21 protein-coding genes are annotated in these 21,908 nt (G+C 62.4%); 12 read left to right on the plus strand and 9 right to left on the minus strand.

The genetic code is table 11. The annotated features are described in order from the left end of the window. Positions 1 to 13: 13 nt before the first annotated feature. Positions 14 to 898 (minus strand): LysR substrate-binding domain-containing protein, encoded by an 885-nt coding sequence (locus tag B0G77_RS23160; RefSeq protein WP_133664441.1) that lies wholly within the window; start codon positions 896 to 898, stop codon positions 14 to 16. Positions 899 to 1,419: 521 nt separating this feature from the next. Between B0G77_RS23160 and B0G77_RS23165 the strand changes: the two genes are divergently transcribed. From B0G77_RS23165 to B0G77_RS23195, 7 genes are all read left to right on the plus strand, one after another. After that, on the plus strand, positions 1,420 to 2,514 hold the full coding sequence (locus tag B0G77_RS23165; RefSeq protein WP_133664442.1) for an extracellular solute-binding protein: 1,095 nt from the start codon (positions 1,420 to 1,422) through the stop codon (positions 2,512 to 2,514). Beyond that, positions 2,511 to 3,443, plus strand: a complete 933-nt coding sequence (locus B0G77_RS23170) for an ABC transporter permease (protein WP_133664443.1) — start codon at positions 2,511 to 2,513, stop codon at positions 3,441 to 3,443. Before B0G77_RS23165 ends, B0G77_RS23170 begins: the two co-directional genes overlap by 4 nt. Continuing rightward, complete coding sequence (locus B0G77_RS23175; RefSeq protein ID WP_133664444.1) at positions 3,440 to 4,300, plus strand: ABC transporter permease; 861 nt, start codon at positions 3,440 to 3,442, stop codon at positions 4,298 to 4,300. Before B0G77_RS23170 ends, B0G77_RS23175 begins: the two co-directional genes overlap by 4 nt. A 60-nt stretch (positions 4,301 to 4,360) precedes the next feature. After that, a complete protein-coding gene (locus B0G77_RS23180; RefSeq protein WP_133664445.1) occupies positions 4,361 to 5,434 on the plus strand; it encodes an ABC transporter ATP-binding protein in 1,074 nt (357 codons plus the stop codon). Positions 5,435 to 5,484: 50 nt separating this feature from the next. Continuing rightward, positions 5,485 to 6,306 (plus strand): transporter substrate-binding domain-containing protein, encoded by an 822-nt coding sequence (locus B0G77_RS23185; RefSeq protein ID WP_133664446.1) that lies wholly within the window; start codon positions 5,485 to 5,487, stop codon positions 6,304 to 6,306. A 65-nt stretch (positions 6,307 to 6,371) separates the two neighbouring features. Next, positions 6,372 to 7,121, plus strand: a complete 750-nt coding sequence (locus B0G77_RS23190; RefSeq protein WP_133664447.1) for an amino acid ABC transporter permease — start codon at positions 6,372 to 6,374, stop codon at positions 7,119 to 7,121. Next, positions 7,121 to 7,777: an amino acid ABC transporter permease gene (locus B0G77_RS23195; RefSeq protein ID WP_133664448.1), complete on the plus strand. Its 657-nt coding sequence runs from the start codon at positions 7,121 to 7,123 to the stop codon at positions 7,775 to 7,777. The genes B0G77_RS23190 and B0G77_RS23195 overlap by 1 nt, the downstream gene beginning before the upstream one ends. Before the next feature lie 87 nt (positions 7,778 to 7,864). On the opposite strand, the gene B0G77_RS23200 is transcribed toward B0G77_RS23195, so the two are convergent. From B0G77_RS23200 to B0G77_RS23210, 3 genes are read right to left on the minus strand one after another with little or no spacing between them, the layout of a single operon-like run. Further along, on the minus strand, positions 7,865 to 9,133 hold the full coding sequence (locus B0G77_RS23200; protein ID WP_133664449.1) for a cytochrome c: 1,269 nt from the start codon (positions 9,131 to 9,133) through the stop codon (positions 7,865 to 7,867). A 13-nt stretch (positions 9,134 to 9,146) separates the two neighbouring features. Further along, complete coding sequence (locus B0G77_RS23205; RefSeq protein WP_133664450.1) at positions 9,147 to 11,396, minus strand: xanthine dehydrogenase family protein molybdopterin-binding subunit; 2,250 nt, start codon at positions 11,394 to 11,396, stop codon at positions 9,147 to 9,149. 1 nt (position 11,397) lies between these two features. Further along, entirely contained in the window at positions 11,398 to 11,853 is a 456-nt protein-coding gene (locus B0G77_RS23210) for a (2Fe-2S)-binding protein (RefSeq protein ID WP_133664451.1), read from the minus strand. A 303-nt stretch (positions 11,854 to 12,156) separates the two neighbouring features. Between B0G77_RS23210 and B0G77_RS23215 the strand changes: the two genes are divergently transcribed. Continuing rightward, positions 12,157 to 12,555 carry a hypothetical protein gene (locus tag B0G77_RS23215; protein WP_133664452.1) on the plus strand — a complete coding sequence of 133 codons (399 nt, stop codon included), beginning with the start codon at positions 12,157 to 12,159 and terminating at the stop codon, positions 12,553 to 12,555. Between the two features lie 35 nt (positions 12,556 to 12,590). Here B0G77_RS23215 and bla read toward each other — a convergent pair whose 3' ends face one another. Beyond that, positions 12,591 to 13,472, minus strand: coding sequence for a class A beta-lactamase (gene bla, locus B0G77_RS23220; RefSeq protein WP_133664453.1), 882 nt, complete (start codon positions 13,470 to 13,472; stop codon positions 12,591 to 12,593). A gap of 479 nt (positions 13,473 to 13,951) precedes the next feature. Between bla and B0G77_RS23225 the strand changes: the two genes are divergently transcribed. Further along, complete coding sequence (locus tag B0G77_RS23225) at positions 13,952 to 14,767, plus strand: alpha/beta hydrolase (RefSeq protein ID WP_133664454.1); 816 nt, start codon at positions 13,952 to 13,954, stop codon at positions 14,765 to 14,767. Between the two features lie 250 nt (positions 14,768 to 15,017). Here B0G77_RS23225 and B0G77_RS23230 read toward each other — a convergent pair whose 3' ends face one another. Next, the gene (locus tag B0G77_RS23230; protein ID WP_208116483.1) at positions 15,018 to 15,866 is read right to left on the minus strand and encodes a peptidoglycan DD-metalloendopeptidase family protein; all 849 of its coding nucleotides are present in this window, start codon (positions 15,864 to 15,866) and stop codon (positions 15,018 to 15,020) included. 902 nt (positions 15,867 to 16,768) lie between these two features. Here B0G77_RS23230 and B0G77_RS23240 point away from each other — a divergent pair. After that, positions 16,769 to 17,173, plus strand: a complete 405-nt coding sequence (locus B0G77_RS23240) for an SRPBCC family protein (protein WP_133664455.1) — start codon at positions 16,769 to 16,771, stop codon at positions 17,171 to 17,173. A 50-nt stretch (positions 17,174 to 17,223) separates the two neighbouring features. Here B0G77_RS23240 and B0G77_RS23245 read toward each other — a convergent pair whose 3' ends face one another. Next, entirely contained in the window at positions 17,224 to 17,979 is a 756-nt protein-coding gene (locus tag B0G77_RS23245) for a DeoR/GlpR family DNA-binding transcription regulator (RefSeq protein WP_133664456.1), read from the minus strand. Between the two features lie 90 nt (positions 17,980 to 18,069). Between B0G77_RS23245 and B0G77_RS23250 the strand changes: the two genes are divergently transcribed. Next, positions 18,070 to 18,657: an NUDIX domain-containing protein gene (locus tag B0G77_RS23250; RefSeq protein WP_133664457.1), complete on the plus strand. Its 588-nt coding sequence runs from the start codon at positions 18,070 to 18,072 to the stop codon at positions 18,655 to 18,657. Between the two features lie 110 nt (positions 18,658 to 18,767). Here the strand turns inward: B0G77_RS23250 and B0G77_RS23255 are convergent, their stop codons facing one another. Together B0G77_RS23255 and B0G77_RS43390 are read right to left on the minus strand one after the other, a co-directional pair. After that, complete coding sequence (locus tag B0G77_RS23255; RefSeq protein ID WP_133664458.1) at positions 18,768 to 19,922, minus strand: porin; 1,155 nt, start codon at positions 19,920 to 19,922, stop codon at positions 18,768 to 18,770. Between the two features lie 194 nt (positions 19,923 to 20,116). After that, on the minus strand, positions 20,117 to 20,287 hold the full coding sequence (locus B0G77_RS43390; RefSeq protein ID WP_166656258.1) for a hypothetical protein: 171 nt from the start codon (positions 20,285 to 20,287) through the stop codon (positions 20,117 to 20,119). Between B0G77_RS43390 and B0G77_RS23260 the strand changes: the two genes are divergently transcribed. Next, positions 20,286 to 21,800, plus strand: a complete 1,515-nt coding sequence (locus tag B0G77_RS23260; RefSeq protein WP_133660315.1) for a winged helix-turn-helix domain-containing protein — start codon at positions 20,286 to 20,288, stop codon at positions 21,798 to 21,800. The two genes, B0G77_RS43390 and B0G77_RS23260, sit on opposite strands and share 2 nt — an antisense overlap. The last annotated feature ends 108 nt before the right edge of the window (positions 21,801 to 21,908 follow it).

Consider the following 21,908-nt stretch of genomic DNA (forward strand, 5'->3'; position numbering starts at 1 on the left):
CACAAACGTGGCGTCAGACAGCCGCTTCGGTCCAGTGTTCAGCGATCCACGCGCGAAACAGGTTGACCTTCTGCTGATGCGCCACGCTGTCCGGATAAACGAAGTAGTAGCGCGCGCCGGTGGTCAGCACTGTATCGAACGGCCTCACCAGCCGTTTCGCCGCGACGTCCTCATCGATCAGCGCAAGGTCGCTGATCGCCACACCAAAGCCCTGCAACGCCGCATTCGTCGCAAGATCGAGCGTGTCGAAGCTCGGGCCGTGACTGGCGTCGATGTCGCGTGCGTCGACGTGGTCGAGCCACATTCTCCAGTCGCGATGGTCGCGCGTCGGGTGCAGCAGCGTATGACGAGCGAGATCGGCGACGGAGTCGAGCGGCTTGTCGTTCAGAAGCTCGGGGGCACAGACGGGCGTCAGACGCTCCTCGAAAAGCGGCACCGCCTGCACGTCGACACCAGGCGATGATCCATAGACGATCGCAGCGTCAAAAGGCTCGACCTGGAAGTCGACATCGTGCTGCCAGGTCGTCGTGATCTGTACATGCAGATCCGGATATTCCGCCTGGAACAGCATGATTTTCGGCAGCATCCTGCGCATCACGCAGGTCGGCACCTTCAACGCGAGGTCAGTGCGCTGGCGCGTGAGACGCAGCGAAATCTCCTCGATACGCGCGAAGCTTTCCTTCACCGCCGGCAGCAGCAGTTCGCCTTCGGCGGTCAGCGTGAGCCCCTTCGCATGGCGCTTGAAGAGCGGAAACTTGTAATACTCCTCAAGTGCGAGAATCTGCCGGCTCACCGCCCCCTGGGTCAGACAAAGATGGTCCGCCGCGCGCGTGAAGCTGCGGTGGCGCGCCACTGTCTCGAAGATCTGAAGCGCGTTGAGAGGCGGAAGTCGTCGCATGATATGAACGTCCGGGTATCAGAAAAATGCATCGCGTGAGGCGGCTGGCGAACCGCACGTCAACGCATGGAATGCCCGCAGAATACGCCCTTCAAAAACCTGACACGATCCAATGTTACCCTAGGCGGCATGCGCTGGCCTCATGGCATGGGACAGACAACCGCCCACGCCATCCGCGGCGACGCGAGCAAGGCGGCACGCCCGCAATGAGCCGGGAACCCGCGCACCGCTTCAGTGCATCTGCCGGCTTTTCCCGCACCACGATTGATCTTTCCTCATATCTCTTTTCCGCAGGCCGCCATCGGCCGGTCTGGACGTAAACCCGCACACGACGCTGGCGCCGGGTTTCGCCCTTTTGTCGGAGGTCTGTGGTGCGTCTGCCGCTCGGGGTGGCGCATGAGCTTATGTCATGGCGTCCATGCAGAGATTTCGTTTGTTAGGCCATTTTGGCAAACCTAGAGTGCATTTACGCGCCAACCATCGGCCGCCCATGTTGCATCGTTCACAACGGAGAGACCGCCATGCAGGACATCAAACGGGGTAGAAGGCAGGTAATCAAGACGATCGGCGCAGCGATCGCTGCGTCCACGCTGCCGATGCCGTTCATCAACGTGAAAGCGGCAGAGCAGAACTTCTCGGGCAAGACACTGCGCCTCCTGACATGGTCGGACGACACAGGCGCCGCTGCGATGCGCAACATTGCGGCGACCTTCACGGCGAAGACCGGCGCCAAGGTGATCGCCGACCGCGCCGACGGTACGTCCGGCATGGTCGCGAAGGTCAAGGCCGCGGGCGAGCGCCCCACCTACGACGTGATCACGCTGGCAGGTGTCGGCGCGGCCGGTCTCGGCGACGCGGGCCTGCTCATCAAGCCCGACCTGAACAAGCTGCCGAATCTGAAGGACGTGGCCGAGCAATACCGCACTGGCGCGAACGGCTTCGGCGTCGGCTATCTGCTGTGGTCCGACGGCCTCATCTACAACACCGCGACCGTCAAGACGCCGCCTTCGTCGTATGAAGCGCTGTGGGATCCGAAGTACGCCGGCCGCATCTTCCTGCCGCCGCCGGAATGGGCCGAGGCGGTCGATCTCGCGATCATTGCCGCGAAGATGTCGGGCGGCTCGCAGCAGAACATCGACCCTGGCTTCAAAAAGCTCGCGCAACTGAAAGACCGCGTGATGACGCTCGGTGAGAATCCGAATCAGATCGCCGACCTGTTCCGTACCGGTTCGCTCGACATGGGCGGCATCTATTCGCCCGCGTTCTTCCCGGATCAGATCCGCAAACCCGAGTACAAGATGGGCGTCACTTACGGGATGAAGGAAGGCTTTGCAACGCAACTGATGTTCACGGTCATTCCGAAAGCGCATCCCGGCGACCTCGACCTGATCCACGCGTTCATCAATCATTCGCTCGATGCAGGCGTGCAAGGAAGAATGGCCGCCGACGTGCTGAACGGCCCGGTCAACTCGAAAGCGCAAATCCCCGCCGAGAGCCGAGCGTTCGTGCCCAGCCCGCAGCAGATCGCGGAAAAGGCGATCCTGCATGACGACAAGGCGCTCGCCGTTGTGCAGCCGGCGTGGATCAAGCGCTACACCGAAATCTTCGCGGCATGACCACGATGCCCGCGCTCTCCTCGCAGCGCGCCGGTTCCGGCGCGCCTGACGAACCGGCCGCCGGCGCGCCCGGCGCCATGCTTGCGAAGGCGCGGCCGTGGATCCTGCTCGCGCCGATCCTCGCGTTTCTCGCCGTGCTGGCCGCCGCGGCGCTCGTGGTATTGCGGATGAGCTTCGGCACATCGGGCAACGAATGGCACGGCTTCACGCTGCAGAATTACGCCGATCTTGCCGACAGCTACTTCGTGAAGTCGTTGTCGCTCACGTTGCGGCTCGCATTCCAGAGCATGGTCTGCGCCGTGCTGCTGGCGATTCCGGTCGCGCTGGCGATGGCGCGCACGGAGTCGCGCCTCGCGCGGCGGCTCCTGCTCGCCGGCGTGCTGTTGCCGCTGCTGGTCAACCTGCTGCTGCAGGGTTACGGATGGCTCGTGATCCTCGGTCCCGCCGGTCTGCTGAATCATGCGCTGATCGCGGGCGGATTGATCGATCGCCCGATCCAGTGGCTGTATCGCGAACACGGTGTGCTGCTCGGTCTCATTCAGACTGCGTTTCCTCTTGCCGTCCTGCCGCTGTCGAGTGCGATGCGTGCCGTGTCGCGCTCGTACGAAGAGGCGGCGGCCACGCTGGGCGCAACCCGCATGCAGACGCTGCGCCACGTGATGCTGCCGCTGGCGATGCCCGGTCTCGTTTCCGGCGCGCTGCTGGTGTTCGCGTACAACGCCAGTGCGTTTGCCGTGCCGCTGCTGCTCGGCGGACGGCGCGTGCCGATGCTCGCCGTGCTCGTCCACGACCAGGTCGCGCCACTCCTGAACTGGCCAGCGGCGTCGGCTTCCGGCGTCGTGTTGATGGTCGCGACGCTTGCCGTGATGACGATCTCGCAGCGACTCGTGCGCCGCACCCAGCGCTTCGAAGAGGAGCCAAAAGCATGAGCACCCTCACCGCTTCGCGCACATGGCGGCTGCCGGCGACGATGCCAGGCCAGCTCGGCAGGATGTCGAGCCTGCTGGCCGCGATCGTGCTGTTTCTCGCCGCCCTGCCGATCCTCACGATGATCGCCATGTCGTTCAGCGCGTCGGACACGCTGGACTTCCCGCCGCAACACTTCAGCCTGCAGTGGTACCGGGCGGCATGGCACTCATTCGTGTCGCCCGATGCAAGCGACGTGATGTCGATGGGCAGCGCGCTCACCACCAGCCTGATCGTCGCCGTATCGACGATGATCATCGCGACGCTGGTATCCGTGCCGGCGGCCTATGCACTGAGCCGCTATCGCTTTCGCGGCAAGGCGGTGGTCGAACAGCTGGTCGCGCTGCCGCTCGTCTACCCGCTCGTGATGCTCGGCCTGTCGCTGCTGCTGGTGTTCAACGTGTTGCCGGTCGAACTCGGCGTGTTCCGGCTCATCATCGCGCACGTGATTCTGGCGCTGCCGTTCACCGTGAAGAACTGCGCGGCGTCGGTGGCCGCCATCGGTCCGGAATTCGAAGAAGCGGCCTGCGTGCTCGGCGCGAGCCCGCGCCGCGCGCTGATCGACGTTGTACTGCCGTTGATGCGACCGGGCATTCTCGCCGGCATGCTGTTCGCGTTCATCATCTCGTTCAACGAATTCACGGTGACGTTCTTCCTGTACGGCATCAACACGATGACGCTGCCGGTATGGCTTTACAGCCGCACGGTATCGTCGCTGGATCCGACCGTGTTCTCGTTCGCGGTGTTCATCGTCGCGATCGACTTCGCGCTGATCTGGCTGCTCGAAAAACTGATTGGCGACGAAGGCGTCGCGCTCTGACGCGCCTTCATGCAGTGGCGCACTGTGACGCGCCGATCCGCGACATGTAAAGGAATCACCATGACTCATCTGAACCTGCAGTCCGTGACGAAGCGCTTTAACGGCGCAACCGCCGTCGACGATGTCGATCTCAGCGTGCCCGACGGCAAGCTCGTCTGTTTTCTGGGGCCGTCAGGTTGCGGCAAGACGACCCTGCTGCGCATGATCGCCGGGCTGGAGACGCCGACCTCCGGCAGCGTGACGTTCGCCGGCAAGGACATCACGTACGAACCGGCGAACCGGCGCGACTTCGGCATGGTGTTCCAGTCGCTCGCACTGTTTCCGCATATGAGCGTCGCGGAAAACATCGCGTATCCGCTGCGGCTGCGCAAGATGGACAGGGCCGCGCAGTCGCGCCGTATCGCCGAACTGCTCGAACTGATCCAGCTGCCGCACATGGCGAACCGGCCCGTCACGCAGCTATCCGGCGGCCAGCGTCAGCGCGTGGCGATTGCGCGCGCCATTGCGTCGTCGCCGAAACTGCTGCTGCTCGACGAACCGCTGTCCGCCCTCGACGCCAAGCTGCGCGAAGCGATGCAGGTCGAAATCCGCCTGCTGCAGCAGCGGCTCGGCATCACGACGATCATGGTCACCCACGACCAGCGCGAAGCAATGACGATGGCCGACGAGATCGTCGTGATGGAAAAAGGCCGCATCGCGCAGGTCGGCAAACCGCTCGACATTTACCGCGATCCGGTCAGCGAATTTGTCGCGGACTTCATCGGACTCGGCAACATCCTGCCGGTCACGCCCGACGGCCACGGCGGCGTGAGCCTGCCCGGCGGGCAGCAGATCGTCGTAGCGAGCCCTTCGCGCGTCGCAACTGGCACCGACGACATCCGTCTGCTGATCCGTCCTGAGGACGTCTGTGTCAAACCTGCTTCGACCGGTGCGGGCAACAATCATCTGCCCGGCACCGTGAAGTTCATCCGCGACGTCGGGGCTACGCTCGAAGCGACCATCGATTGCACCGGCTTCACGCTGACCGCCGCAACGACGCCACGCGAAACGCCGGGCCTCGTCGCCGGCATGCCCGTCATGGCCGAACTGCCGGCGCACGCGTGCAAACTGATTGCGGCCCGCACCACCCATTGATTCTCTCCCTGCATTCACCCACACCAACGTTTTCGACAGAGGAACGACACATGACCACCCTTCACCACTCCATCAGGCAAGCAGGCCGCGCGTTCAAGGTGACCGCCGCGAGCCTCGTATTGACCGGCGCCGCGCTGTCGGCGTTCGCGCCGGCGGCCCACGCCGACGCGCTTGATTCGATTTCGAAGTCGGGCGTCGTTCGCATCGGCGTATTCGAGGACTATCCGCCGTTCGGCTCGATCGGCCCGGACATGAAGCCGATGGGCTATGACATCGACGTCGCCGACCTGATCGGCAAGGCGCTCAACGCCAAGGTCGAACTGGTGCCGGTGACGGGCGACAACCGCATGGCCTACCTCGCCGACCACAAGGCAGACATGCTGCTCTCCGTCGGTCAGACGCCGGAACGCGAAAAGGTGATCGACTTCTCGAAGCCTTACGCGCCGTATTACCTCGCCGTATTCGGCCCGAAGACGGTGCCGGTCAAGAACGCCAATGATCTCGCCGGCAAGTCGATTTCGGTCGCACGCGGCACGCTGGAAGACCTGAGCGTGACCAAAATCGCTCCGCCTTCGGCCACGATCAAGCGTTTCGACGACCCGAACGGCGCTATTTCTGCTTTTCTTTCTGGTCAGGTACAGTTGATGGTGGTCGGCAACGACGTGGGTGCGACAATCCTCGCGCGTCACCCCGCCATCGATCCGGAGCAGAAGTTCGCGCTGTTTAGCTCGCCGGATCACGTCGGCCTCAACAAGAACGAGCCGCGCCTGCTGCAGAAGGTCGACGAGACGATCGCCAAAGCACGCAAGGACGGCACGATGAACGCCATTTCGCAGAAGTGGCTGCGTGCGCCGCTGCCCGCGGACCTTTGAGCCACATCTGCTGAACCCGGACCGATCCACACGATGCAGAAGTTTCACACGATGAGCAGCACCTCATGAGCTACGCGTTCGACTTCAGCGGCTTCGAGATGTACGCGGGTATGCTGACCCGCGGCGTCGCCGTGACCCTTGGGCTGACCGCCGTATCGACGGTGCTGGGCGGCGTGGTCGGCGTCGCCGGTGCGAGCGTGAGCGTGGCTGGCCCGCGCTGGGCGCGCACGCTCGTCACGCTTTACGTCGAGTTGATACGCAACACGCCGTTCATCGTGCAGCTGTTTTTCATCTTTTTCGGACTGCCCGGGCTCGGCATCCATATAGACGAAACCTCGGCGGCCATCCTCGCGATGACTGTCAATCTGGGCGCATACGCAACGGAAATTGTGCGTGCCGGCATCGATTCGATTCCGCGCGGCCAGGTGCAGGCGGCGATGGCGCTCGGCCTGCACAACCGTCAGGTGTTCCGGCACGTCGTGTTGCCGCAGGCCATCGCCAACGTCTTCCCGGCGCTCCTGAGTCAGGTGCTGATCGTGATGCTCGGCTCTGCCGTCGTGTCGCAGATCTCGGTGCCCGATCTGACCTACGCGGCGAACTTCATCCAGTCGCGCAACTTCCGCTCGTTCGAGAGTTATCTGATCATCACGGTGACCTATCTGGTGCTGTCGATCGTGTTGCGGCAATTGTTGAACCGGCTCGGCGCCGGGCTCTTCGCCGGCCGCATGCCGCGCACGCCCGCTGCGCCGCGCGGCCTGTTCCGCATGCTGCTTGCGTGGCGCGGCGCGCGAGCCCTGCCGACGGAGCGCCCATAATGGTTGAGTTCACGCTCTGGGATATCGGCCGTAACCTGCTGCTGGCAGCGCGCTGGACCGTCCTGCTTTCGCTGATCGCTTTTGTCTGCGGCGGGGCCGTCGGCCTGCTGCTGTTGGCCGCGCGTGTGTCGCCGCTGCCGTGGCTGCGGCGCGTGGTCGTGCTCTACGTCGAACTGTTTCAGGGCACCCCGCTCCTGATGCAACTGTTCCTCGCGTTCTTCGGCCTGCCGTTGCTGGGCGTCGATGTGTCGCCGTGGGTCGCCGCCACCGTCACGCTGACGCTCTATACGAGCGCGTATCTCGCTGACATCTGGCGCGGCTGCGTCGAAGCCGTGCCGCGCGGCCAGTGGGCAGCCGGTGCGAGTCTCGGCATGACCTACGCGCAGCAGTTGCGCTTTATCGTCTGGCCGCAGGCGCGCAAGATCGCCACGGCGCCGACCGTCGGCTTTCTGGTGCAGGTCGTCAAAAGCACCGCGCTGACATCCGTCATCGGTTTCGTCGAGCTGACGAAAACCGGCACGATGATCACCAATGCCGTGTTCCGCCCGTTCCCGATCTACGGCATGGTCGCGCTCCTGTACTTCGCCATGTGTTTTCCGTTGACGTGGTATGCCCGCGTGCTCGAACGACGGGCACGTGTCGGGCAGCATCGATAGGGTCGTCATCCACGAACGAAGAGGCCACCGCAGACATCGTCTGCGGTGGCCTCTTTCGTTGCAGCGCTGCCGTCGCGTTGATGGCGATTAACGCGCCGCCTGAGTCGACTTGCGCAGTTTCGCGACATCCTCCGGCTGTATGGCCGGCGCGTTGTTGTTCCACCCAGCACGGATGAACGTCAGCACGTCGGCGATCTGCTGATCGTCGAGCACCGGCGCGTACTTCGGCATCGGATACGCGGCCGGAATGCCCTGGATCACGAGATCGCCAGTGCCGTTCAGCGTGACGTTGATCAGCGACGACGCATCCTTTTCCAGCACGTTCGGATTGCCCGCGAGCGGTGCCAGCATCGGCGCGAAGCCCCGTCCATCGACACCGTGACAGTGCATGCAGTACGCCGTATAAACGCGCGCGCCGGGGTCGTTCGCCGGACGCGCCAGCGACACCTTCGTTGCCTTCGCGTCATACGCGTACTGCGCACCGCCGTTGCCGCCCGCTGCCGGTAGTGACTTCAGATAGCGCGACATCGCCGCGACGTCACTATCGTTCATCGCCTGCGTGCTGTTGTTGACGACGCTCGTCATCGAACCGAACGCCGAAGCGTGCGCATTCGCACCCGTCTTCAGGAACGCGGTCAGGTCCTGTTCCGACCAGCGCCCAAGCCCGGTGTTGTGATCGCCCGTCAGGTTGGCCGCGAACCAGCCGTCAAGCAGCGCACCCGTCAGATACGCGCTGCCGCTTTCGTCGAGCGCCTTCTCCTGGAACGCGACGCCGCGCGGCGTGTGACACGACCCGCAATGGCCGAGACTCTGGATCAGATACGCACCGCGATTCCATGCGACATCCTTGCCCGGTTTGTCCTGGTACGCGCCCTTCTCCACGAACACCACGTTCCAGAGCTTCAACGGCCAGCGCATATTGAGTGGCCACTTGATGTCCGGTTCGCGGTTCGCCTGCTTCACGGGCGCCACGCCGTTCATGAAGTACGCGTAGAGCGCGTGCATGTCGTCGTCGTTGACTTTCGCGTACGACGGATACGGCATTGCCGGATACAGGTTGTGGCCGTCTCTGGCGACGCCCTCACGCATCGCCCGCGCGAACTCCTCTTCCCTGTAGCGGCCGATGCCCGTGTCCGGGTCGGGCGTAATGTTGGTCGTATAGATCGCGCCCATCGGGGTCGTCATCGGCAGGCCGCCCGCGAACGGCTTGCCGCGCGGCGCCGAGTGGCAAGCCACGCAGTCGCCGACCTTCGCCAGGTACGCGCCGCGTTGCACGAGGGCATCGTCGGCGGCGTGCGATGCGAGCGGAAACGCTACGCATAGCGAAGCGACCAGCGCTTTGAGAGTGTTTTTCATCCTCGGTCTCCGGTCAGGCGGTTTGCAACTGGCTGCCGACCGGCAACTGCCGGATCCGCTTGCCGGTAGCCGCGAAGATGGCGTTCGTGAGCGCCGGCGCGAGCGCCGCTGTGCCCGGCTCGCCGATCCCGCCCGGCGCTTCGGAACTCTTCACGATGTGAACCTCGATCGGTGGCGCCTGGTCGATGCGCAGCATCCGGTAATCGGTGAAGTTGTTCTGCTCGACGCGGCCATCCTTGATCGTGATCTCGCTGTAGAGCGCCGCCGTGATCGCGAAGATCACGCCGCCCTGCACCTGCGCCTCGATCGTGTCCGGATTCACGACCATCCCGCAGTCGACCGCGCACACCACGCGTTTCACCGCGACTTCGCCCTTGTCGACACTCACGTCTACGACCATCGAAAAGAAACTGCCGAATGCATGCATGACCGATACACCGCGTCCCTGCCCCTTCGGCACCGCGCTGCCCCAGCCTGCGGCCTCGGTCGCGACGTTAAGCACGTTGAGCGCGCGCGGCGTCTTGCCGAGCAGGTCGCGGCGGTATTTCACCGGATCGGCCTTCGCCTGTGCAGCCAGTTCGTCGATGAAGCTCTCGACGACGAAGGTGCCGCGCGTCGGCCCGACGCCGCGCCAGAAAGCCGTCGGCACCGCATGGGGTTCCTGGCGCACATAGTCGACGAGCTGGTTCGGCAGGTCGTACGGCAGATCGGCGGCGACTTCCACCGCGTCAGGGTCGAGGCCATGCTGGAACGCCGGCGGCGCAAAACGCGCCAGAATCGACGAACCCACGATCCGGTGCTGCCACGCGACCGGCTTGCCGTTTGCGTCCAGCCCTGCCGAGATCCTGTCGTAGTAATACGGGCGATACATATCGTGCTGGATGTCTTCTTCGCGCGTCCAGACCACCTTCACCGGCACGCCTAGCTGCTTGCCGATCTTCAGCGCCTGGGTCGCCATGTCGAACTCGAGCCGCCGCCCGAAGCCGCCGCCCAGCAGATGGTTATGCACCGTGATCTTCCCGGCCGGCAGGCCCGTGACCGCTACGCCCGCGTCGACGATCCGCGTGGGCACCTGCGTCCCCAGCCAGATATCGCAGCCGTCGGGCCGCACATGAACGGTGCAGTTGACCGGCTCCATCGTCGCGTGCGCAAGGAACGGTTGCTGATAGACAGCATCGACGCGCGTTTTCGCCGACGAGAACGCGTTGTTGACGTCCCCTTCCTTGCGCGCCACCGCGCCGTCGCGCTGCGCTGCGCTCGCGAGATCGTCGACGATCTGCTTCATCGACAGGTTCGCGCCCGCGCCTTCGTTCCACTTGATATCGAGCGTCGCGAGACCCCGTTTGGCGGCCCACGTATGGTCGCCGATCACCGCCACGCCGTTGTCGAACCTGACGACCTGGCGCACACCGGGGATCTTCTTCGCGTTCGTGTCGTCGACGCTTGCGAGCGTGCCGCCGAACACCGGACAGGTCGCGATCGCGGCGTACACCATGCCGGGCACGCGCACGTCGAGGCCGAACATTGCGGTGCCGTCGATCTTCTCCGGCGAGTCGAGCCGCTTGACTGCCGTGCCGATCAGCGTGAAATCTTTCGGATCCTTGAGCGGCACATTCGGCGGAACAGGCAGCTTCGCCGCCGCATCGACCAGCTCGCCATAGCCGAGGCTCCGGTTGCTGGCCGGATGCACGACTTTGCCTGCCTGGGCGTGGCATGACGCCGGATCGACCTGCCACTGCTGTGCGGCGGCGTCGATCAGGACGACGCGCGCGGCCGCGCCCGCGCGGCGCATCGGCTCCCACGCATAGCGGATCGATGTCGAACCGCCCGTCAGCTGGCCGCCGAGCAGCGGATCCATGAAGAGTTTTTCGTTCGGCGGCGCATGATCGAGCGTGACGCTGTCGAGCGGCACTTCGAGTTCCTCAGCGATCAACATCGGAATCGACGTGTACACGCCCTGCCCCATCTCGACCTTTGGAATCACGAGCGCGACCTTGCCGGTCCGGTCGATCTGGATAAACGCGTTCGGCGCGAAGACGCCATCCTGCGGCGCCTCGATCGCATCGCCGCCAATCACCGATTGATGCGCCGTCTGATCCTGGCTCGCCGCCGGCAGACTGAAGCCGAGCAGAAGACCACCGCCCGCAGCCGCACCGACCGTCATGCCGAACTTCAGAAACGTGCGGCGGTTGATGCCACGCACCTCACCGGATCCGTCGTTTTTACGAGCGGCGCCTTGCGCATCGAGCAATCCTTGCGACATGTCACGCCTCCTTCGCGGCTTGCCTGATCGCCGCGCGGATGCGGTTGTACGTCCCGCAGCGGCAGATGTTGCCTGCCATCGCGGCATCGATATCTGCATCGGTGGGATTCGGATTCGTCGACAGCAGCGACGCCGCGGACATCACCTGTCCGGACTGACAGTAGCCGCACTGCACGACGTCGAGTTGACGCCACGCATGCTGCACCTTCCTGCCAGCCGGCGTGTCGCCGACGGCTTCGATCGTCGTCACCTTGCGATCGCCGACGGCAGCGACTGGCTGCACGCACGAACGGATCGCGACGCCGTCGAGATGCACGGTGCAGGCGCCGCATTGCGCGATGCCGCAGCCGAATTTTGTTCCGGTGAGACCGACCAGGTCGCGTAACACCCAGAGCAAAGGCATGTCGGGTGGCGCATCGACGGTGTGTGTCTGGCCATTTACGTTAAGCGTTGCCATGAGCGGCTCCGGTTTATGGGGGTTATTGTTTGAACGAAGACGGAATTCGCAAACGGTTGACGAAATTTATTCCGCCAACCGGCGCTAATACGCGGTTATGCTGTTCAACTGGGCAACTGACTGGACCACATGCGCCGTGGCGCATCGATGTCTGGAGAGGCGCGGAGATTGTAGCTCCGCCTGAAAATCCCCACCGGGACGGCGTCGCTGCTTTTTACCGGCAAACGGGGGGCATCGGAGATGACGCCTGCGGCATCTGGCAGACTCGCGACATAACCCGGCGGATACACGAGGAGCAGGACCATGAACGAGCAGCGCGCGATTCAATTCCTTACCGATGTCCGCAAACCGCTACTCGCCTTGCACAAGACGATTCTCGATCACGAGCGCGCGGTTTACGAAAAAGAGTTCGGGTCGATCACACCGGCCGCGTTCCTGCAGGTGTTAATCAATGGATCGGCGTTTCGCTGGATCACGCCGCTCTCCACGGTGATCGCGAACGTCGACGAAGTCATCGACGATGAGAAAGCGACCGCCGCGGAGCGGACAGGTGCAGCGCGCTCCGTCGTCGCGCTATTCACACCCGACGTACCGAACGCCACCTTCCTCCCCCGTTACCTGCCGCTCTTGCAGTTGAACCCCGACATCCTGCACGCGCATGGCCGCGTCGCACAGGTGCTGCGGGAACTGGAGAACAGGTAATCCGATGTTGGCGCGCAGTCAGCGCGCCAGCAGGATCAATTGAATGATTCGACGACGATCCGTGCAGCCGAGGCCAGCACATCGTTGCGCGGTTTGGCGTCCTTCTCGCGCTGAGTAAAGTACAACGCGACGATAACCGGCGGTTTTGCCGGTGGCCATAGCACGGCGATGTCGTTCGTGGTGCCGAAGTCGCCCGTGCCTGTCTTGTCGCCCACGATCCAGTCCGCGGGAGCGCCCGCACGGATGCGCATCGAGCCTGTCGTGTTCGCGCGCAGCCACGCCTGTAGCTGGTTGCGCTGCGGCGCGGCGAGCGCGTCGCCGAGCGCAACCCGTTGCAGACTTTGCGCCATCGCGGCTGGTGTCGACGTGTCGCGCAGATCGCCAGGAATCGCCGAGTTCAACTCCGTCTCCCAGCGGTCGAGACGGAATGTCTCGTCGCCGATCGAGCGCGCGAACGCGGTCACGGCGGACGGGCCGCCAAGTAGCTTCATCAACAGGTTAGCCGACGTGTTGTCGCTGTAGTCGAGCGCAGCCGCGCAAAGTTCGGCGACCGTCATGCCGCTATCCATGTGCCGTTCCGAGACCGGCGAATACGCGACGAGATCGCTCTTCGTGTAATGGATGCGTTGTTCCAGCAGTCCGGCTTCTTTCTCGCTGCGCTTGAGAATCGCCGACGCGATGAGCACCTTGGACGTGCTGCACACCGCGAAGCGTTCGTTCGCACGGTAGTCAAGCTGCGTGGAGCCCGCGGTGCTCAAAGCGGCAACGCCGAGACGGCCCCCCGACGAGGTTTCTAGAACAGTGAGCCGGTCCTGCGCCGACGAGATACCTCGCGCGGCAGGTGATGTGCAGGCGGCGATAAATGGCGCGGATGCAAGGGCAAGAAACAAGGAACGGCGAGCGGGAGAATGAGTCATCTTTTTTGACGTTGTATGCTGTTGTGTAGAACTAAAGTAAGCGTCTTCGATTGCGCCGCGTGATGAAGGTTCCGTCTCTCCAACATTCAAGGTGAATGGGTCGCGCCCACTCCCGAATTTCCTCACTATTGCACGCAGGCACTCATCACAGGTTAAAAGCAGGTGTTTCGCCGTCGAATCGTCTTCGGCTCAGCGAATCCGGTCGATTGTTCCGCGCCCGAAGGGCGAAATGCCCCTGTTTCATGGGATTTTATCTGCATTACGTGCACCATGCTTCCACGCGTCACACAAGTCACGCGGGAATGCATCACTTTTCGTTGCGATTATTTCCTGGCATCGTGCAATCAAAGGTGAGGTTCTGCAGGAGGCCTTTTTGATCGTTGCAAGCGCAAGCGGTCGACAACGCGTTTGCACAACTGTTAAGGTAAGCTCCCGCAAGGCTTGCTGACTGTATCGATCCTCATCTGGAGGCGCACACCATGAAGCACTGGCCGCTTGACCAGCGCTATTCGTTTCGCGATCAGACTGTCCGCTTTCATATAACCGGCGACGGCCCACCGCTTGTGCTGATCCACGGCACGCCGTTCTCTTCGTACGTGTGGCATCGCATTGCGCCGCATCTCGCGCGCAGCCGGACAGTGTATGTGTACGATCTGCTCGGCTACGGACAATCTGAGCAGCGTGACGGCCAGAACGTCTCGCTCGGCGTACAGAACGGATTGCTCGCGGAACTGCTCGCGCACTGGAAGCTCGAGCAGCCCGATGTCATCGCGCATGATTTCGGCGGCGCGACCGCACTGCGCGCGCACCTGCTCAATGGCTGCGATTACCGCAGTCTCACGTTGATCGACTCGGTTGCCGTCGCGCCTTGGGGGTCGCCGTTCGTCCAGCAAACGCGTCACCATGGCGACGCGTTTGCTGGCCTGCCGGCCTATATTCACGAAGCCGTCGTGAAGGCCTATATTCGCGGCGCAATTGCGCGCGACATCCCTGACGAAGAGCTTGCTCCTTACGTCGCGCCCTGGCTCGGCGTGACAGGCCAGCCTGCGTTCTACCGTCAGATTGCGCAGATGGATCAGCGCTATACCGACGAAGTCGAAGCGCGCTATCCCGAGATCCGTTGTCCGACACAGATTCTCTGGGGCGAAGAGGATCAATGGATTCCGCTTGAACGCGGCCGCTATCTGGCGAGTGTCGTGCTGGCGGAGTTCCAGTCCGTGCCGGGTGCCGGGCATCTGATGCAGGAAGATGCGCCCGAGGCAATCGTCGCGGCGGCGCTGCGGTTTTTTGCGTAATCGCGTTGCCGACCGTCCGCTGCCCTGTTCGTTTGTTTCGTTCGTTTTGTTCGAAGCATGCGGCTTGTGCCGCGACGTAAGCGCGGGCCGTGACGACGCGTTCTTCAATGGCAATGTGCCCGTTTTCCAACGCGCGTGCGAATCGTCCCGGCAAATGGATTGCCGGGACTATCTACGTCTGATGCGTGGCTCAACCGCGTCGACAGGTGCCCGCCTTGCAAGGCGGACGGGCTATCGCCGGGTTGTCGCGCTAACCGTGCCCGTGCGGCAGATATGGCATCGGATCGATCGGCTTGCCGTCGTGGCGCAACTCGAACAGCACGGAAACGCGCGTGTTGTTCTCGTTACCCATTTCGGCAATCTGCTGGCCCTGATGCACCACATCGCCCGTCTTTACGAGCAACTTCCGGTTGTGCGAATAGGCCGTCAAGAAGTCCTTGTTGTGCTGGACGATGATCAGGCTGCCATATTCGTTGAGCCCTGTGCCGGCATACATGACCTTGCCATCGGCAGCGGCAAGCACCGGGTCGCCGGCATTGCCCGCGATCTCGATGCCGCGGGTCTCGCCGGCCTGAAACGGCTGGACGACCGTACCTTGCGCGGGCCATGCGAGTGCGACGCTCTTTGCCGGACGCCTGGTCTGCGCCGACATCTGGCGCGCGTCCGCAGCGCTCACTGATGACGTTGCACCCGGCGCGGCAGCGGCGACCGTCGTCGTCACTGTCTGAAGCGTAACAATGCGCAGTACCTGGCCCTTTTTGATTCGCAACGAAGACTTCATCCCGTTCCACGTCAGCAGGTCTTTCACGCTGCAGCCGTTTTGCTGCGCGACGCTTGCGAGCGTATCGCCGCGCCTGACGCGGTAGTGAACGGTTTTGGTCACCGTAGTCGTACGGGACACCGCCGCTGCTGCGTCGTCGGGTTGCGCCTGCGCGGCGGTTGCGGTCGCGGGAGGGTTCGCTTCCGCCGCTGGCACAGCCGACGCTGCGTTATCACCCGTTGCCCCCTGCTGTCCGACGTTCGCGCAACCGCTGATGACGACGGCGATACACAGGCTTGCGAGACCTGCCTTCGTTGTGTCGAAACGACTTCTCAACATGTTCGACTCCTGCTTTCTTCACCGATGCGCTCGTTCGTGCGTTGCGGCGAAGGTTCCCAATCACGCGACATCCATAACCGCGATGACGCACGTGCATCGTTGCGGCCGCAACCAGCAAGGTGCGGGTCGACGATCTGGGCTGACCACCTTCTCACTTCGCAACAAGAAGTGCTTATACACATTCCTCACACGAATAGCGCCAAATTGACGATTAAATTTCACGAAGCATTGTACGGGGCGCTTCACAAAATGCGCGCTGCCCGAACACTCTGATACAAATGCTTACCAAACGTAGTTATGTCCTGTCCAGCGCGGGCGGCCTGCAACAAAGTGTCAGAACCGGCCGGCGCTTGCGATCGCGGCCGTCATCGAGTCGTGCTCGCGCGGCATTGCCGGGAAAGCACCAGACAGTCCCGGCCGCTGCGAAATCACAGACTCAATAACGACACGTTCAATGACAAACTTGAGTCAGTCACGTGAAGACGCGTCAGTGCAATTGCGCAAGCGATAGCGCAGTGCACTATACGAACGAGCCGATGCACAGGGAACCTGCAGGAGGAAACAAGCGGCACACCAGCACTCAATCAGCTGTAGTACTCGCCTCCGTACTTCACATAACCGACCGGGTGGTGCGTGAAATGAAGCACCGGCAGCACAGGATTCTGGTTGTCAGCAGTTGATAGACTTCTACCCCGGAAACGTACTCCCCCTGCAATTAGATCGGCTGCCCGACCGCGAGACCCGGGATCTCCTGCGACAGACCTTCATCATCACCGAAGCGAACCGCGACAAAGACTTCGGGATCTCAGAGCCACAAGCGCGCGATACTATTTGAACGATTGCATCGACCCAGGTTTCAACATCTCGCGCGCTCGCATACGCGAGGCACCACCGGAGACGTCATGGCAGAGACTTTTGAATCGAAAGCGATCAGCATCCAGATTGAGCGCAGTATGCAGGAGGTGTACGACTTCATGGCACCGCCTGCTTCGTTCGCGCGCTGGGCCTCCGGTCTCGGCAAACCGCTCAGTCACGACGGGCCGGTGTGGATCTTCGAAGGCGAAACAGGTCCGGCGAAGGTTCGCTTCACCGAACGCAACGCGTATGGCGTGCTCGATCACTACGTCCTGTTACCGGACGGCACCGAGATTTACGCTCCGATGCGCGTGATCGCGAATGGCACGGGCAGCGAAGTGCTGTTCACGCTGTTTCGATTGCCGGGAATGGACGACGAGAAATTCGCCGCAGACGCAGCCTGGGTCCTGCGTGATCTGCAGGCGCTAAAGAATCTGCTCGAAGCGATGTGAACTGGGCAACGCGCTTGAACGCGGGCGACGCGATTGAACGCGAGCGATGCTCACGCGCGGACAATCGCCACGCCCAGTGCTTCGAGCGGCGCAGTCAACGACTCCGGTGTTTCCTTCTCCACGACGATCGCGCTCGCCGCCGAAATCTCCGCGATCATGAACGCCGACGCCGCATTGAGTTTTTCCGCCGACGCCAGCACGACCGTCTCCGCCGCGCGCGCCGCCAGCGCGCGCTTGACGTAAGCCTCTTCGAGATCGCCGGTGCTGAACCCTGCAACGGGATGCACACCGGTCACACCCATGAAGTACAGGTCCGCACGAATGTGGCTGAGCGCTTCAACCGCCGCCGCGCCGACTGCCACCATCGAATGCCGGAACAGGCGGCCGCCGATCAGGATGACGTCCAACGCCGCGTGATCAGCCAGTTCGACGGCGACACTCGGGCTGTGAGTGACGATAGTCGCACGCAGATCGCGGGGCAGATGCCTCGCCAGTTGTACGGCCGTCGTGCCGCCGTCGACGATGGCGATCTGGCCTGGCGCGATCATCTGCGCAGCGGCCCTGCCGATGGCCGCCTTCGCTGCCGACCCGATGCCCTGCCGCCCCGCGAGATCAACCGCCGCTGGCGACGACGGCAGCGCGCCGCCATGCACCCGCTGCAACCGTCCGTCGGCGGCAAGCTCGCGCAGATCGCGCCGCACCGTGTCCTCCGACACGCCAAATTCCGCACTCAACGATTTGGCGACGACTTGGCCATCGCGTGTCAGCGCCTCGAGGATCAACTGCTTTCTTTGCGACGTGAGCACTGAAACTCCATGCACGAAAATACTTGTTTTCACACGATATTGCACGATACCATGTTTTTGCCAAGTCAAAGCGTGCCCTGAAGGGAAACCATGAACGAAACTGCCAACCGCGTGCGTATCGTCAACGTCGAAGTGCTATCGGACGACTGGTACGTGCTGAAGAAAACCACCTTCGATTTCCAGCGCGCAGACGGCACCTGGCAGCGCCAGAGCCGTGAGACGTACGACCGGGGCAACGGCGCAACGCTGCTGCTCTACGATCCAGAGCGGCGCACGGTCGTCTTGACACGGCAGTTTCGCCTGCCGGTTTTCGTCAACGGACATGATGGCATGCTGATCGAAGCGCCCGGGGGTTTGCTCGAAGCCGCCTCGCCGGAAGCACGGATTCGCGCCGAGGTCGAAGAGGAAACCGGCTACCTCGTGCATGCCGTGCGGAAAGTCTTTGAGGCCTACATGAGCCCGGGGTCGGTGACGGAGAAACTGTTCTTTTTCGTCGCGCAGTACGATCCGGCTTCGCGGGTAAGCCGGGGCGGCGGCGTGGCTGCCGAGGGAGAGGACATCGAGGTGCTTGAACTGCCTGTCGAAGAAGCACTTGCCATGGTGCGGCGTGGCGACATCGCCGATGGAAAGACCATCATGCTGCTGCAATACGCCGCACTGCATCTGTTCGCAGACTGATGGCAACCGGGCGTAGCGAGCAAATTAACTTACCTGGTGTCAGATAACACCCGGTGATCAAGGCATGCCACACACGCGAGAGAGATCATCCCGCGTGGGGCAGCGTGGTCTTAGAACTTGTGGCGCATGGCGAGGCGGACTGCAACCTGGTTACGCGTCGACGAGACGTCGGCGGCACCCGGGATGAACGCGTTGTCCAGCACCGTGCCGGTCTCGTCGCCCGCAACGTGCTGATATGCAACCTGAGCATAGAAGTCCGTGCGCTTCGAGATGTTGTAGTCGGCCATCAGACCCAACGTGTGGTACTTCGGCTTCGGTGTGCCCGTCGACGATTCGAATGACGACGTCGTGTACACGTATTGACCGCCTACGAAGAACGCCGGCGTGAACTGGTACTTCGCGTTCACTTCGAAGTTCTGGTACTTGAGCGCCGACAGCGTGCCGCCGTTCGGCGGCGTGATCGAGCCGATGTAGGCCGACGTATCCGTCGCTGCCGGGTTCGTGACGGTCGAGTTCGTGTAGACGAAGCCAAGCGTTGTGCTGCCGAACGTGTAGTTCACGCCGCCGCCGAAAATACGCAGACGTTCGGACAGGAAGTTCGCATCGTTGGTTGCGATTGCGCCGCCCGAGGTCAGGCCCGGGTTGTTCGCCTGCAGGTACGAGGCCGCGACCAGCAATCCGTCGAGCGTGTACTGTGCGCCCACGCTGTACTGACGGTTGTTCGCGAAGTTCGTGTCGTTGCTGAGGCTATACGTGCCACCGAACTGGAAGCCGGAGAAGTCCGGGCTCGCGTACTTGACCGTGTTGTTCACGCGGAACGAGTTGTCGGTGTTGTCGTTATCGTACGGATGCGACAAAAGGTAACCACCCCAGTTACCGTTTGCCGTCGTCTGAGCGAGATAGTCGACGAGCGAATCGTACTGACGGCCGAACGTGATCGTACCGTACTTGTCGTCCGACAGGCCCACGAATGCCTGACGGCCGAACATGCGGCTGCCCTGGCCCAGTTTGCCGCTATTCAGATCGAAGCCGTTTTCAAGTGTGAAAATCGCTTTCAGGCCGCCACCGAGATCTTCCGCGCCCTTCAGACCAAAGCGGCTGCCTTGCGCGTAACCACTTTGCATCTGGTATGCACTGTGACCGGCTGCGTTGTTCGTATAGTTGAGACCTTCATCGATCACACCGTACAGCGTGACACTGCTTTGTGCGAAGACGGGGACGGCAAATGCGGTCAATGCAGCGAGGGCAAAGATCTGTTTTTTCATGAATTCTCCGGTACCTGATCATTGGACAACCTGCTTGCCTGACTGGTTTTTTTCTGCGTTACAGCAGCGACGTCTGTTGCAATGTTGCATGTCGAAAACGCAACGGACGCGATGCTGGCACACAGCTAAAGCACCGTCCATCAGGGGAGAACGCGGGTCTCAAAACTTGTTGTGAAATGCCCACGACGAGCGCATCAATCTGCGGCATTGACCTGGTCAAAATCGCTTTCGAACGTCGAAGCGGGAAACAGGAGGCATTGGTTGCACTGCGGGATCTTGCTTGACACCCCTAAGCCGGACGAGCCGGAACCAAACAGGTAGTACGATGCGTAGCCATATAGCCAGCCGATGCCGAAGTGAACCATGAAGGCCGATCTGATTGAGCGTTACGCGGCGAATTTGCACGGCGTGCTGTCGTGCTTTGACCGAATCCTGATCACGGGCACGCTGCCTGGCGCGTGCTACGCAGCGGGCATGACGAGTTTTCTGAACGCCAACGGCATTCGCCTATTCGACTACGCCAGGTTCGCCGAACCGCTGCGCGAACGCATCCGTGTGCGCGCGCAAGAGGTCTGCGCTGCCGCCGGCATCGAGATTGAGCACGTCAACAAGAGCCACATCCGCAAGGAAGATCTGGTGGCACGCGTGCTGCAGGGGCGTGGCGATGCACCCGGGCTGGTGCACGTCATCTCGGCGATGGAGGCCTGCCCGAGCTACAAGCCGTGGCACGACAAGAGCAGCGGCAAGACCTACCTGCGCCCCGAGACGGGCAAGTGTCTGCACTACTACTTCTACTTCATCGATGACGAACTCGGGCTGTGCTACCTCAGGGTCCCGACCTGGGCACCGTTCGGCTTGCAGTTCTACTGCAATGGCCACGGCGCCGTGGCCCGTGCGCTCAAGCGCGAGGGCATCGGGTTCGTGCAGGCCGACAACGCCTTTTTGCGCATTGCCGATATGGACCGTGCACAGGCCATCGCCGACGCGCTGAGCCCCGATATGCTGCATGAGCGACTGGACCGCTACGCGCAGTGGCTGTGCCCGGTGCTCGACGTGTTCGGCCAGACCTACCACTGGAGCCTGCGGCAGGCCGAGTATTCCACTGACCTGATGTTCCGCAGCCAACAGACGCTGGTGCCGCTGTACGACGTGCTGTCGCGTCAGGCGGTGCTGGCCGCGCACGCCGGGAAAGTAGCCGGCTTCCTGGGCAAGAAGGTCACGCCGCAATTGGCGCAGGAGATCGGCTCGCGGCTGTCCACCCGCATCGAGGGACGCTGCATCAAGCACCATATGGGCGTTGCCAGCGTCAAGGTTTACGACAAGTTCTCCCATGTGTTGCGGATAGAAACCACCATCAACGACGTGAGCTTCTTCAAACACCACCGCAAGGTGGAACACAGGAATGGCCAAAGCACCTACGAACTCGCAGCGTTGAGGAAAACCATCTACAGCCTGTTCGACCTGCGCGAGATCATGCTGGGCTGCAACCAGCGCTACCTCGCGTTTTTGTCGAGTCTGGATGACCCCAGCGCAGGTGAGCGCGACCTTCAACGTTTGAGCCAGTCCCGCGTGGGCAGTAATGAGCGCAGGGTCAAAGGACTCAACTTCTTCAACGGCGGCGAGCAAGCACTGCTGCGTGCCTTGCAGCGCGGCGAGTTCAACGTGCATGGCCTGCGCCGTGCCGATCTGGCCAGGCATGTGGACATGAGCGCCCCGGTGCTGTCCCGACAGCTCTCGCGACTGCGCACACTCGGCTTGATCAAGAAGGTGGCCCATACCTACCGCTACTACCTCACGCGTCTGGGCCGCGCCGCCATCGCTGCTGCCTGTTCTCTCACCCGTTTCAACATCGTTCCAATTCTGGCCGCAGCACACTGAAGTCTTCTCACAAATCGCGAAGACTTAACTTTTTAGTTACTAAATAGCTGACTCGCGCAAGCGGCCGGCCAAAGCAGTCAAGCCATTCTTTTACTGCGCTTCAATTGG

This window comes from Paraburkholderia sp. BL10I2N1, assembly GCF_004361815.1.
Taxonomy (GTDB): domain Bacteria; phylum Pseudomonadota; class Gammaproteobacteria; order Burkholderiales; family Burkholderiaceae; genus Paraburkholderia.